11 protein-coding genes are annotated in these 13,913 nt (G+C 63.0%); 7 read left to right on the top strand and 4 right to left on the bottom strand.

The window, feature by feature from the left end:
- Positions 1-86: 86 nt before the first annotated feature.
- Positions 87-1,751, bottom strand: coding sequence for a Na/Pi cotransporter family protein (locus tag NKH43_RS18020; protein ID WP_352859231.1), 1,665 nt, complete (start codon positions 1,749-1,751; stop codon positions 87-89).
- Positions 1,752-2,129: 378 nt separating this feature from the next.
- Here NKH43_RS18020 and NKH43_RS18015 point away from each other — a divergent pair, with 378 nt between their 5' ends.
- From NKH43_RS18015 to NKH43_RS17995, 5 genes are all read left to right on the top strand, one after another.
- Positions 2,130-2,516 (top strand): RcnB family protein, encoded by a 387-nt coding sequence (locus NKH43_RS18015; RefSeq protein WP_352859229.1) that lies wholly within the window; start codon positions 2,130-2,132, stop codon positions 2,514-2,516.
- Positions 2,517-2,674: 158 nt separating this feature from the next.
- Complete coding sequence (gene dnaG / locus NKH43_RS18010; protein WP_352859227.1) at positions 2,675-4,651, top strand: DNA primase; 1,977 nt, start codon at positions 2,675-2,677, stop codon at positions 4,649-4,651.
- 373 nt (positions 4,652-5,024) lie between these two features.
- On the top strand, positions 5,025-7,046 hold the full coding sequence (gene rpoD / locus NKH43_RS18005) for an RNA polymerase sigma factor RpoD (RefSeq protein WP_023719339.1): 2,022 nt from the start codon (positions 5,025-5,027) through the stop codon (positions 7,044-7,046).
- A gap of 205 nt (positions 7,047-7,251) precedes the next feature.
- A complete protein-coding gene (locus tag NKH43_RS18000; protein ID WP_023719338.1) occupies positions 7,252-7,545 on the top strand; it encodes a GYD domain-containing protein in 294 nt (97 codons plus the stop codon).
- Between the two features lie 236 nt (positions 7,546-7,781).
- Entirely contained in the window at positions 7,782-8,162 is a 381-nt protein-coding gene (locus NKH43_RS17995; protein WP_352494943.1) for a thiol-disulfide oxidoreductase DCC family protein, read from the top strand.
- A gap of 62 nt (positions 8,163-8,224) precedes the next feature.
- Here NKH43_RS17995 and NKH43_RS17990 read toward each other — a convergent pair whose 3' ends face one another.
- Positions 8,225-8,482 carry a DUF2798 domain-containing protein gene (locus NKH43_RS17990; protein WP_023719336.1) on the bottom strand — a complete coding sequence of 86 codons (258 nt, stop codon included), beginning with the start codon at positions 8,480-8,482 and terminating at the stop codon, positions 8,225-8,227.
- 272 nt (positions 8,483-8,754) lie between these two features.
- Between NKH43_RS17990 and NKH43_RS17985 the strand changes: the two genes are divergently transcribed.
- Together NKH43_RS17985 and NKH43_RS17980 are read left to right on the top strand one after the other, a co-directional pair.
- Positions 8,755-9,438, top strand: coding sequence for a PadR family transcriptional regulator (locus NKH43_RS17985; RefSeq protein ID WP_352859225.1), 684 nt, complete (start codon positions 8,755-8,757; stop codon positions 9,436-9,438).
- A 113-nt stretch (positions 9,439-9,551) separates the two neighbouring features.
- Positions 9,552-9,842, top strand: a complete 291-nt coding sequence (locus tag NKH43_RS17980; RefSeq protein WP_023719334.1) for an HlyU family transcriptional regulator — start codon at positions 9,552-9,554, stop codon at positions 9,840-9,842.
- A gap of 7 nt (positions 9,843-9,849) precedes the next feature.
- Here the strand turns inward: NKH43_RS17980 and NKH43_RS17975 are convergent, their stop codons facing one another.
- Together NKH43_RS17975 and NKH43_RS17970 are read right to left on the bottom strand one after the other, a co-directional pair.
- Positions 9,850-12,426: a polynucleotide kinase-phosphatase gene (locus NKH43_RS17975; protein WP_352859223.1), complete on the bottom strand. Its 2,577-nt coding sequence runs from the start codon at positions 12,424-12,426 to the stop codon at positions 9,850-9,852.
- Entirely contained in the window at positions 12,423-13,886 is a 1,464-nt protein-coding gene (locus tag NKH43_RS17970; RefSeq protein ID WP_352639935.1) for a 3' terminal RNA ribose 2'-O-methyltransferase Hen1, read from the bottom strand. The genes NKH43_RS17975 and NKH43_RS17970 overlap by 4 nt, the downstream gene beginning before the upstream one ends.
- Positions 13,887-13,913: the final 27 nt, after the last annotated feature.

Below are 13,913 nucleotides of genomic sequence, written 5' to 3'. Positions count from 1 at the left end.
ACAGACAGGAGGTGGCGCAAAGGTAATTTTGCGCATTGGCTCACAGCATAGGTGAGCTTCTGAAGCTACCGGCCTGTGGACGCAATCTATCCGGCCTTCAGCCGCGAACCGGTTAGCAGGCCGCGTTCCTCAAGCACGGGATAGGCCATCGAGGCGAGCAGCGAGTTGATCTGCTTGAGGTCGCGAATGGTGTCGAGATGGATGGAGCTGGTCTCGACGCTCTTGGCGGTGCCGTCGCGCAGCCGCACGAAATGGCTCTGGCTGGTTTCCTTCTCGCGGTCGCGCAGCCGGTCCTTTTCCAGCACCAACTGGCGAGCGGTCTCCGGATCGCGGGACACCAGGACGTTGAAGGCTAGCCTGGCATTGGCAAGCACCAAGGCGTGGAAGGCGCAAAGCTCGCGCCAGCCTTCCGGCGTGAACTCCAGTCCGCGCTCGAATTTCTTCTTCACGTGGACCAGCATGTTGCGCACGATGATGTCGCCGACCTGCTCCAGCTTGACGCAGGCGCCGATCAACTCCTGGCAACGCAGGGCCTCGTCCTCGCTCAGCGGGTTCTTGGTGACCTTGGCGAGATAGAGCTTGATCGCCGCGTGCTTCCTGTCGACACGGTCGTCGAGCGCGGCCAGCGCGCTGATCTTGTCGGCGTCGGCGCTCTCGTAGAGTTCGATGATCCGTTTCAGCATGATCTCGACCGTTTCGCAGACCCGCACCACCTCGCGGGTGGCATTGGCGAGTGCTTGGCTCGGCACGTCGAGCGCACTTTCGTTGAGCGCCGAAAGCTCAATGACGTCGAGCGCGTTGGCGGGCTGGGGCCTGGTGCCCAGCGCCACGATCTTTTCCGAGGCACGATAGACCAGGCGCGCCAGCGGCAGGCCGGCGATCAGGATCAGGATGTTGAAGACGATGTGGGCATTGACGATCTGCTCGGGCACGGTGCTGCCCAAGAAGGCGACTGGCGGCTTGAACGATAGAAACAGGATCAGCATGATCAGCGAACCCATGCCGCGCATCAGGAGATTGCCGATCGGCACGATGCGAACACCGGGTTCTGCGTTGCGGGTTAGAAGCGGCGCGATGATCGAAGAGCCGAGATTGACGCCGAGCACCAGCACGATGCCGAGTTCGGGCGGGATGAAACCGCGGCCGGCGAGCGTCACCATAAGCAGCACCGCGGCGATCGAGGAATGGAACAGCCAGGTGACCAACGCCGCCAGAAGGTAGGCGGTGACCGGATCGCCCGAGAAGTAATCGACGATGAGCGGCATCAGCGTGCTCTGGCGCAGCGGCTCCGACGCCTGGCCGATCATCTCCAGCGACAGAAGCAGCAGGCCGATGCCGACCAGGATGCGGCCGAACTGGCGCCAGTCGCGCCGCTCGGTGGCCATGAACATGACGGTGCCGGCGACCAGGCAGACCGGTACCAGCAGCGACAGATCGAAGGTAAGCAGCTTGACCACCAGCGCCGAGCCGATCTCGGCACCGCGCACCGCAAGCTGGCCCGACATGCCGCTGACAATGCCGGAGCCGGCGAATGAGCCGACCAGCAAGGTAACGGCGGTCGAGCTTTGCAGCGCGACCGCCAGGCCGCAGCCGGCCAGAACCGCCATGAAGGGATTGCGCATGGTGGCGCGCAGTTTGTGGCGCAGCACATCGCCATAGGCGCGCTCGACGCCGGTCTTCACCAAACGGGTGGCAAACAGCATCAGTGCGACCGCACCGGCAAGGTGCAGCAAAACGACCGAGCCGCTCATGCCCGACCCCGCAACCCGACCGGTATCAGCGACGCGGGCGCCGTGACGTCACGAGGGCAAAAGTGGGCGCGAATCGTGGACATTGCAGAGGTTGATATTACTCCGATTTATTTTAGCCGAATAATAAATTTTGCCCGGTTCGGACGAGTGTTGCCCCGCGACGGGGCGTGTCGGAAATGGATGGCCGGCAAAATGGTTGCATTGCCCGCGGAGTTGCGGAGGGTCATGCGTCCGTGCTCGGACAGCCGCTTTAAAGGTAGTGCTGAATTAGGCGTGCTAAGCGTAGGAAATCATTACGAAAACGTAATCTCTGCGTTCAGTTTCGGTTCATCCTTCCGGCTCTATTCCAGAGGCATCGACAACCAAGGAGTACCCGCTATGAAACGCATCGTTCTTTCCGCCATTGCCTTCTCGATGCTGGGTGCAACGGCCTTGCAGGGCCAGGCTGCACCATTGAACCCACCAAACGCACCGCAATCGAGTTATAGCCAGGTCGACTGGCAAAAGCCCGGCAATGTCGACGTGAACAAGCATGTCGAGGTGAACAAGCGCGTCGTAGTGACGAAAAAGATCGTGGTGAAGCGCAGCCATTGGCGCAACGGCCAGAGATATTCCAGCTGGAAGCGTCACCAGCCGATCCGCGACTATCGCCACTACGGCTTGCGCCGTCCCGGTCCCGGCCAGGAGTGGATCCGGGTCGGCAACGACTATCTGCTGGTCAGCAACCTCTCGGGCCTGATCTTCGGCGCTATCGCCGCGCAGTAGGTGCGGAACGGCTGACCGGCGCTGCGCCGGATTAGATCGAGAAGGCGGCCCGCAGGCCGCCTTCTCTTTTTGGCCTGTGAAAACCGGGTATGGTTCCGCATTAGGAGTCGTCGGGCTTGGCCCGTGTGATTATATGGAGGCCAAACGAGCTGTCCCTCATGCGCTTTCCGCCTGCTTTCCTCGACGAGATCCGCGACCGCGTGCCGATTTCTTCGGTGATCGGCCAGCGCGTCGCGTGGGACAGGAAAAAGACAAACGCGCCGCGCGGTGATTATTGGGCGTGCTGTCCGTTCCATGGCGAGAAGAGCCCGTCCTTCCATTGCGAGGACAAGAAGGGCCGCTATCACTGTTTCGGCTGCTCGGTTTCGGGCGACCATTTCAAGTTCTTGACCGAACTCGACGGGATGAGCTTTCCCGAGGCCGTCGAGAAGATCGCCGACATGGCCGGCGTGCCGATGCCGGTTCGCGACGCCGATGAGGAACGGCGCGAAAAGGAACGCGCCAGCCTGACCGATGTCATGGAGACGGCGACGGTGTTCTTCCAGGAACGGCTGCAGGGACCGGAAGGCGCAAAGGCCCGCGCCTATCTGCGCGACCGGGGACTGACACCGGCGACGCAGCAGTCCTTCCGCCTCGGCTATGCGCCCGACAGCCGCAACGCGCTGAAGGAGCATCTTGCCGCCAAGGGCGTCCCCAAGGCCGACATCGAGGCGTGCGGGCTGGTGCGCCATGGCGACGACGTCCCGGTTTCCTACGATTGGTTCCGCGACCGCATTATGTTCCCGATCCCGGATTCCAGGGGCAAGATCATCGCCTTCGGCGGGCGGGCGCTAGCGCCGGATGCGCTGGCCAAATATATGAACTCGCCCGATACGGAGCTCTTCCACAAGGGCAACGTGCTCTACAATTTCGCTCGTGCACGCCAAGTGCTGGGAAAGGGGGCGCTGGGAAAGGGGGCGCTGGCCAAGGGCGGCACGGTCATTGCCGTCGAAGGCTACATGGATGTGATCGCGCTGGCGCAGGCCGGCTTCGAAAACGTGGTGGCGCCGCTCGGCACCGCATTGACTGAAAACCAGCTCGAACTTCTATGGCGCATGGCCGGCGAGCCGGTGCTGTGCTTCGACGGCGACCACGCCGGGTTGAAGGCAGCATGGCGCGCCGCCGACATGGCGCTGCCGGCGGTCCAGGCGGGCCGCTCGGTTCGCTTCGCCCTGCTGCCGGAGGGCAAGGATCCCGACGATCTGGTCAAGGGTGACGGACCGGATGCGTTCCGCGCCGTGCTTTCCGAGGCGCGGCCGCTGGCCGACCTCTTGTGGATGCGCGAGACGGCCGGCGGCATCTTCGACACGCCGGAACGGCGAGCCGAGCTCGAAAAGACGCTGCGCGAACTGACCAGCCGTATCCGCGACGAGAGCCTTCGCTATCACTACCAACAGGAAATGCGCGAGCGGGTGCAGAGCTTCTTCGGTGCCCAGCGCGGACGCCAGGGGCGTCAGGACGGACGGCCCGGCGAACGTTTCCAGGGCAAGGGTTCAGCACCCGGCGGACAGTTTGCGCGCGGCGGCAATGCCGGTGGGCGCACCGCGATCACCGAAAGCCTCGGTCGCTCGGCGTTGGTCAAGCGCGGCGGCGAGGGCATGTCGGTACGCGAGGCGACGATCATTGCCGCCCTCGTCAACCATCCCGTGCTGATCGACGAGAATTTCGCCCATGTCGAGTTCCTCGATCTCGCCAACTCCGATCTGAAGCGGCTGCATGCGGCGATCCTCGACGCCATGGCGCATGATATGGCCAATGACCGCGACGCGGTGATCGCGACGATCGAGCGGGCCGGCTGCGGCGAGATCTGGCAGCGTGCGGTGGCGCTGATCAAACGTGCGCGGCAATGGCCGGCGCTGGAAACGGCGGCACTCGACGATGCCCGCGATGCGTTCAGCCAGGCCCTCCACTTGCAGCGCAGCGCGCGCACCTTACATAAGGAGCTGAAGCAGGCGGAAGCAGCGCTCGCCAGCGACCCCACGGACGAAAACTACCGGCACCTGGTCGAAATCCAGGCGCAATTTCGTGATGTGCAGGCAACGGAAGCGCTGATCGAAGGGTTTGGCGTATCGTCGGGCAGGGCTGGGCGCGTTTAGATCGAAGCCCCCAGAAGACTGAATGTAAGGACGTGCTTGCGCGTCGAATCAAGCGTGCGGCGCTCTAAGTCGGGTAATTGATTCGCTTTTTTCATGCGAATCATGCGAGAGGCGCTTGACCTTCCGGCAGAATGGCGGAATCAGGTCGATTCGAAACGTTAACCCGCCCCGGCATCGACGGGAATGCAGCGATGTAAGGTACTGATCACTGGACAGGCAGTCAGCTTGCCACAGATATCAGGGTTAATCTGGACTTAACGAGAGATGCAGTTACTGGCCCGGTAAAGCGCGTTCTGGAAAGAGCGCATCCAATTTGACCGGACCGGCAGCTTACGCGGTTTTGATACTCAGCCGCTTGGAGAAAATAAAGACTATGGCGACAAAAGAAAAGGAAGAAGTCGAGACCGAACGCGAGGCCGCGACCGATGGCCCTCTGCTCGACCTTTCCGACGATGCTGTCAAGAAGATGATCAAGGCCGCCAAGAAGCGCGGCTATGTCACCATGGACGAGCTGAATTCGGTGCTGCCCTCGGAGGAAGTGACCTCCGAGCAGATCGAGGACACGATGGCCATGCTTTCCGACATGGGCATCAACGTGGTCGAGGACGACGAGCAGGGCGAGGAGCCCGAAGCCGCCGATACCGCCGCTGACGCCGAGGAGGATGCCAACGAGCTGGCTGAGCAGACCGGCACCGCCGTCGCCGCCACCACGACCAAAAAAGAGCCGACCGACCGCACCGACGATCCGGTCCGCATGTATCTGCGCGAGATGGGCTCGGTGGAGCTTCTGTCGCGCGAGGGCGAAATCGCGATCGCCAAGCGCATCGAGGCCGGCCGCGAGACGATGATCGCGGGCCTCTGCGAAAGTCCGCTGACCTTCCAGGCCATCATCATCTGGCGCGACGAGCTCAACGAATCGAAGATCCTGCTGCGCGAGATCATCGACCTCGAGGCGACCTATGCCGGGCCGGAGGCCAAGCAGGCGCCGGTGGTCGAGCGTATCGAGGAAGCCAAGACCGAGGAAAAGCCGCGCCGTTCGCGCGAGGACGAGGACGACATCACCAATGTCGGCGGCGACACCCGTGGCCTGGTGGACGACGACGAGGAGGACGATGACGAGGCGAGCCTGTCGCTGGCGGCGATGGAAGCGGAACTGCGGCCGCAGGTGATGGAGACGCTCGACGTCATTGCCGACACCTATAAGAAGCTGCGCAAGCTGCAGGACCAGCAGGTCGAGAACCGGCTGGCCGCCGCCGGCACGCTGTCGCCAAGCCAGGACCGTCGGCTCAAGGAGCTGAAGGACCAGCTGATCAAGGCGGTGAAGTCGTTGTCCTTGAACACGGCGCGCATCGAGGCGCTAGTCGAGCAGCTCTACGACATCAACAAGCGCCTGGTGCAGAACGAGGGCAAGCTGTTGCGGCTGGCCGAAAGCTATGGCGTGCGCCGCGAGGAGTTCCTCAAGGAATATCAGGGCTCGGAGCTCGATCCGAACTGGACGCGTTCGATCGGCAATCTGACCTCGCGCGGCTGGAAGGAGTTCACCAAGAACGAGAAGGACGCCATCCGCGATCTGCGCGCCGAAATCCAGAACCTCGCCACCGAGACGGCGATTTCGATCCAGGAATTCCGCAAGATCGTCAACCAGGTGCAGAAGGGCGAGCGCGAAGCCGCGATCGCCAAGAAGGAAATGGTAGAGGCCAATCTGCGTCTCGTCATCTCCATCGCCAAGAAATACACCAATCGCGGCCTGCAGTTCCTCGACCTGATCCAGGAAGGCAATATCGGCCTGATGAAGGCGGTCGACAAATTCGAATACCGCCGCGGCTACAAGTTCTCGACCTACGCGACATGGTGGATCCGGCAGGCGATCACCCGTTCGATCGCCGACCAGGCGCGCACCATCCGCATTCCGGTGCACATGATCGAAACGATCAACAAGATCGTACGCACCTCGCGTCAGATGCTGCATGAGATCGGCCGTGAGCCGACGCCGGAAGAACTGGCGGAAAAGCTCGCAATGCCGCTGGAAAAAGTGCGCAAGGTGCTGAAGATCGCCAAGGAGCCGATCTCGCTCGAAACGCCGGTCGGCGACGAGGAGGATTCGCATCTCGGCGATTTCATCGAGGACAAGATGGCGATCCTGCCGATCGACGCGGCGATCCAGGCCAATTTGCGCGAGACGACGACGCGCGTGCTGGCCTCGCTGACGCCGCGCGAAGAGCGCGTGCTCAGAATGCGCTTCGGCATCGGCATGAACACCGACCACACGCTTGAGGAGGTCGGCCAGCAGTTCTCGGTCACCCGCGAGCGCATCCGCCAGATCGAAGCCAAGGCGCTGCGCAAGCTCAAGCATCCGAGCCGGTCGCGCAAGCTCAGAAGCTTCCTCGACAGCTGAGTCTGGGTGACGGATAAGCAGTTTAAAGGGCGCCGGTGGCGTCCTTTTCCGTTTGGGCACAGGCGATCACGATTGGACGCGCCGCTCTTGCGGGTCGTGCCCTACGAGAGGATAATTCCGCGACGGATGCATTTTCTGGGCGACAAACCCGGATGCCCGCCCCGGCTGTGACGCCGTGCTCCGTGGCCCCGGAGGGAGGTGTGCCATGACAACTTACATCGTGCTGATCAACTGGACGGAGCAAGGCGCCAAAAACGTGCGCGAGTCGCCGAAGCGGCTCGATGCCGCCAAGAAGCTGTTGGGAGACATGGGCGGGTCCTTCAAGGCATTTTATCTCACCATGGGGGATTGCGACATGGTGGCGGTGGTCGAAGCCCCCGACGATGCCGTACTAGCTCGTTTCTCGCTGATGCTGGCGGCGGGCGGAAACGTCAGGACGCGGACACTCAAGGCTTTCCCGGAGGATGCCTATCGCGAGATCATTACCTCGCTCGGCTGAGTGCCGTGCCTGAAGCGCGTCGCGCTTGAACGGCCTCTTGCGACGCGCTTTACGCTCTTCTTTTTAAACAGGTCGGTATGGCAAACCGCCGCGCACCCTCGGGCCAGGCCCGAGGACATGTTTTTGGGGCGACGTGCATTAGCCGAAGCCGGGACATTCCGCGGTGTCGCGTCACGTTGCGGCGCAACGGCAGTTGCTGGATAGTCGTCGCGCGTCCTCCGCTGGTGTTGCGAACCATGGCCAAGCCTCTGCTGACCGTCTGGTACAATACGCGCTGTCCGGTCTGCGATGCCGGCATCAGCCGGCAGAAGCGGCGGCTGATCGAGGCGGTCAAGGCGGGGCGGATCGAATTTCGCGACATCAATGCCGAACCGACGGCGCTGGCCCGCTACGGCATCGGGCTGGAGGATATCCGGCGCCGGCTGCATGCGACCGACGCCGGTGGCAAATTGCTGGTCGGCGCCGATGTTGCCGTTGCGGCTTGGCTGATAACGCCGGGCGAGGGCTGGTTGGCGACGCTGTTCGGCAATCCCGCCACGCTGCCGTTGACGCGCTATGCCTATGATCGCTTCGCCGATCTGCTCTATGCCTGGAACCGCCGCAAAGGCCGTTGGTGATAGTGTCCGTTCACTTCGCACTGAAAGACCCGTAAGTTGCTTCGGGCCCTTGGCGCAGCCTGCTATCGAGCCACGGGCTCGCAAAGCCAGCCAACGATGCGGCGCACCGCCGGCAGCAACAGCAGCAGCGTCGGAAAGGCCACCATCCAGGACAGGCCCCAAGCCGTCAGCCAGGTGGCCGGCAGATCGGGCTGGAAGCCAAGGCTTTTCAGTGTCGAGATGAACGACACGATGAACGTCATCAGCAACGACAGCACCAGCGGGCCGAGGACGGCGGCATAGCGCGCAGGCAGCTTCCTGCGCGGGGTTTTCATGGTCATTTGGATTTTTCCCTGAAGCATCCGGTCCGTCGCATTGGCATCCATTCGCCGGTCTTCCGGCGTAACTGCCCGGAAACGCCCGGGGTGGATGCGTTGCTTCACGTCAGACGCTTACGGAGGGGTCTTCGACCCTCACGCGCTTCCTAGCTGCCCTTGCCGGCGAAATCAATCCTGCTGGCGCATTTTCAGATACATCGTAAGATATATCTTGACTCGATCGTGGCGAGCACCTAATTGAGATATATCGTAAGACATAACTCAAGGAGCAGACAATGCACAAAGACAATCATTTCGGGCATCATCGTTTTGGCGAACACGCCGAGCGCGTTTTCATGCATATGGCCGGCAAGTTCGGCGGACGCGGCGGGTTCGGCCCGTTCGGGCATGGCATGAGAGGCGGCGGCGGACGCGGCGGACCAGGCGACATGTTCCGCGCCGGGCGTATGCTGGCTGACGGCCATCTCAAGCTGATCACGCTGTCGCTGCTGGCCGAGGCGCCGCGGCACGGCTACGACATCATCAAGGCGCTGGAGGAGCGCACCAGCGGCGTCTACAGCCCGAGCCCCGGCGTCGTCTATCCGACGCTGACCTTCCTGGAAGAGGCCGGCTATGCCGTTTCTGCGGCGGAAGGCAACAAGAAGGTGTTTTCGATCACCGAGGCAGGGCAGGCGCATCTCAACGAAAATCGCGAGATGATCGACCACGTGCTCGACCATCTCGAGCGCTTCGGCCGCAAGATGGCGAAGGCGCGCGAGTGGTTCGGCTGGAACGATGACGGCGACGGTGGCCGGCGCGGCCGCGGCCGCTCGGAAAAGCGCGACGAATTCCGCGCCGTGCGCCACCGGCTGCGCGCCGCGCTCGGCGAAATCGTAGATGCGCCTGAAGCAAAGCAGGCCGAGGCAATCAGCATATTGGAAGCTGCCGCAGAGGCCCTGGAAGCGCTGTCGCGCGACTGACCCCTGAGTGCCAAGCCAGCTGCGGCCCTTGCCCGCTCGGCCAAGGACCGGTACTGAAAATCATCCTGCACCACGCTATGTGGTGCAGGATGATTGCCGTTGGAGGATACCCCATGTCTTTTCTGAAGCGTCTTTTCGGCGGCGGCAACGAAGCCGCTGAGCCAAAGACAGCGGCGCCGGTAAAGCAAATCGAGCACAAGGGATTTTTGATCAGCGCCACGCCCTACAAGGCGGAGGGCCAGTACCAGACCTGCGGCGTGGTTTCGAAGGAGATCGACGGCGTGATGAAGGAGCACAAATTCATCCGCGCCGATCGCTTTGCCGGGCTTGATGACGCTGTCGACATCTCGATCAAGAAGGGCATCCAGCTGGTCGATGAGCAAGGCGAGAAGATCTTCGGGTAGATCGTTATTACAGCCTTGGGTCGATTGGCTCGCTTTCCAGCGCCAGCACGGCGAAGACACACTCGTGAACGCGGCGTAGCGGCTGCTTGGCGACAAATCGCGTCAGCGCCTCGTGACCGAGCGCGAACTCCCTGAGTGCCAGGCTGCGCTTGCCGCTCAGGCCGCGTTCTCGCAGGCGGATGAGATTGTCCGGCGCGTCATATTCGGGACCATAGATGATGCGCAAATATTCCGGGCCGCGGACCTTCAGCGCCGGCTGGATGAGTCCCTTCTTGCCACGGCTGACGAAGTCGCGTGGTTTGACCACCATGCCTTCGCCGCCCGGGCCAGTCAGCGCCTCCCACCAGGCAATAGCCTCCGCACACGCGCTGCCGTCGGCCAGATCAACCGTACGCCATCGGGTCGGCGTGACCACGCCAACATGGGCAGCCAGACGGTCCGCGAGCGACATGTGCCAGACATGATCCTGGTCAAACCAAACACGTCCCTCGCTGGCGAGCAGGTGGAAAGGCGCGACCTTAAGGTCGTCGACGCCGGAGACCGGCCACACGTAAGGCGCCCAGGCCGTGGCGTATTTAGCCGCACGGGCGGCCCGGTCTTCAAGGCGTGCGTTCAGGCCGGCCGCATCGACGCCGCGCGCCATCGCACGGGCTAGCGCCTCGCGGCTGACCTTGAAACCGGCGGCTGAGGATGTCGCCACCGGCGCATACTGGCTTTCGATCAGGCTGCCGGCCTTTGCCGACCAAGGCATTATCTCGGTGTCCAGCAGCAGCCAGTCGCTGTTCAATTCCGTCCACAGATCCGCCGCGTCGACCTCGACCCGGAGACGAGCGAGCAGGCCTTCCGTCATGGTGCCGTCGTTGAAAAAGGAACGTCCGGTGCGGGTCCAGATTGCGCCGGTCTCGTCGCCCGGGATCCCGAAGCGGCTGCGCGCCGCCTGCGCGTTCCGGCACAGCGCGACCACCGCCCGCGAACCCATATGCTTTTCCTCGCACACGACCTGGGCGACGTCGCGTTCGCGGAAATAAGCGAAGGCATCTTCCGGACGTTCCAGCCAGCCGTGTTGGCTGCTGGTCTCGGACGGCGACATGGTCGGCGGCAGATAGATCAGCCATTGCGGCGACAGCGCGAAGCGGCTCATCACTTCCAGTGCCGCCGAGGCGTTCTCCTCGGCCACCACAATCCGGCCCCTCAGCCCGGTCTCGATCCAGCGGCGACCGGAGACATCCTGGTAATCGAGCACGCCGTCGGCGTCGGCCTGTGCCGATTTGCCCAGACAGGACCCGCCCAGCGGACGTATCGGCTCCGACCATGTCTGGATTGCCGGCACCTCTACTAGTTCGCGTTCCGGCCAGCGTAAGGCCGTCAGCTTGCCGCCGAACACGCATCCAGTGTCGATACACAGGGTGTTGTTGACCCACTCGGCCGACAGCGTTGGCGTATGTCCATAAATTACGGCTGTCTTGCCACGGTAGGCTGCGGCCCAGTCCGCGCGGACGGGCAGCCCGAACTCGTCAGTCTCGCCTGTGGTCTCGCCGTACAGAGCGAACTCGCGCACGGCGCCGGAGCCGCGTCCGATCATTTCCTCCTTGAGACCGGCGTGGGCGACGGCGAGGTGTCCGCCGTCCAGCCAGACGTGGCTGCGCAGGCCGTCGAGAAAGGCCGGCAGCGCCTCTCGCAGGCCGCGGTCCTGCGTGTTCAACTGGTCTATCGTCTGCTCGAGGCCGTGGGCGACCGTGACCTTGCGACCTTCCAGCCAGCGGCCGAGTTTGCGTTCATGGTTGCCCTGGACACAATAGGCGGTCCCGGCCGCGACCATGCTCATGGCGATGCGCAGTACGTCGGGCGAGTTGGGGCCGCGATCGACGAGGTCGCCGACAAAGACGATCTTGCGGCCCTCCGGCGGGATCACAGTGGCCGTTCGGTCGCCCTGATGTTCAGACCAGGCGACGCTGTAGCCCAGTCGAGCGAGCAGCATCTGAAGTTCATCCGAACAGCCGTGGATGTCGCCAATGATATCGAACGGGCCGTGGTCGTCGCGCTTGTCGGTCCATAGCGGCTGCCGCGACACCTCGGCCGCGTCGATGCTGGCCTCGCTGGTAAGCGTCCAGACCTGGCGGAAGCCCTCGCGTTGCAGGCCGCCAAGACCCTTGCGGATCTCGGTTGTCATGCGCTGGGCGACCCCGGCGCCGACCGGCCGGTCGGCTCGCACCGCATTGCGTGCGACGCACACCTCGACGCCTGGATCGAGGACCACGGCGACGGGCAAAGCGTGCCACTTGCGCGCCAGCTCAATCCAGGCCTTGCGGTCGGCGGCTCGCACGTTGGTGGCGTCGATGACGGCCAGCCTGCGGTGTTTAAGCCGCTTGCCGGCTATTTCGCGCACCAGATCGAAGGCATCTGCAGAGACGTCCTGGTCGGTCTCATCGTCGGAGACCAGCGCCCGGCACTGATCCGAGGAGATGATCTCGGTCGGCAGAAAATGGCTGGCCGCGAAAGTCGACTTGCCCGATCCGGTCGAGCCGATCAGCACGACGAGGGCAAAGTCAGGAATGGCGAGATCGGTCTTGTCCAGTTCTCTCATCGGGTGAACACCGCCATCTGCGTGGGCGCGCCGAGGGTAGAATCCTGGGCTCCGATACCGCTGAAGGTGGCTGCATAGCCATAGATCTCACCGATTTTGGCCGCCCAGGTTTCGAACTGAGCCCGGCTCCATTCGAAACGGTGATCGGGATGGCGAAATGCGCCAGGGGCCAATCTGGGAAACAGAGCGTTGTAGTCCGCGTTCGGAGTGGTCACGATGACGGATTTAGGCGCCGTCTCGCCGAAAACGATGCGTTCGACCAGGGGCAGCCTGTCCTCGTCGAGATGCTCGATGACCTCGACCAGCACGGCGACGTCGGCTGCCGCCCAGCGGCCGTCCCGGTATGTCAGAGATCCGTGCAGCAGCGTAACCCGGCCCTCCGGCGGCCCGCCAAACTCGTTCAGCTTGAGACGCTTTGCAGCCCATTCCAGTTCGCGTGCCGCTGGATCCAACCCGAACAGCTTATGGACCCATCGCTCGCGCACGAGCCGATAAAGTAGCTTGCCTTCGCCGCATCCCAGGTCCGCAACCGTGGTTGCACCCGTTGCCTGGATGGCTCGGACAACAGCTTCCATGCGCAGATCGTTGAGCCGGATCGGCGTCTCCAGCGCTTCCTCAGGTGTGACACGCAGTTCGGGCGGCAAAGTCTCCCTGGCCGTTTCAGGAACCAGTCGTTCCAGAGCGATGCGGGCCAAGGCACCGCGGTTGCGCAAGTATCGGCGAACTATCAGGTCCTTGGCGGGATGTTTTTCCAGCCAGCCCTCTCCCTTGGACAGCAGCTTGTCGACCTCTGCTTCGCCGACCCAATAATGCTTGGCATCGTCCATCACCGGGATCAGCACGTAGAGGTGGTTCAACAAGGCGCTGAGCCGGCCCGTGCCGGTCAGCTTCAGATGGCCGTACCGGGACTCGCCTGCACCAGACCCGATTCCCTCGATTGGCGTCAGATCGACTGTCCAGCCCAAGGGTTCGAACAGGCTTCGAACCAGAGCCTCACCGCCGCGCATCGGCAGTGGAGTCACGACTGCCTCCAGCGGCAGTTCGCCGCTAGCCAGTTCCTGGCGCTCCTTTGACATTCCGGTCATCGCCGTCCGCAGCATTTTGTTTAGCGCCACGGACAGGAAAGACGATGCCGCGTAAGGCCGGTCGTTCACATATTGGTCCAGCAAGCCTTCCGCTCGCCCCTTGCCGCGCACTAGCCCTATCGGGTCGACATCGAGCAGGAGTGCTGCCTCGCAACGCTCTTCGGTCGCTTCGGGATAGAATAGCCACCCTTTGCCAAAGGAGAGGTCGGTCTCGTGCAAACGATCGGGATGCTTGTGCAGCAGGAAACCGAGATCGGTGGCCGGACGGTGCGTTGTGGCAACGGACAGGAACATCCGCGACCGATAGCGCAGACAAGCGGAATAACCAATGGCAGTTGTTGGCCCACCACAATAGGTTGTCGCCAACGACAGCAAGGGCAGGCACCGAGCGCCTGCCCTTGT

This window comes from Mesorhizobium sp. M1163 (genome assembly GCF_040318415.1).
In the GTDB taxonomy this organism is placed as follows: domain Bacteria; phylum Pseudomonadota; class Alphaproteobacteria; order Rhizobiales; family Rhizobiaceae; genus Mesorhizobium.
The sequence above is the reverse complement of the archived record's forward strand: the minus strand, read 5'-3'. Positions and strand labels throughout refer to the sequence as shown.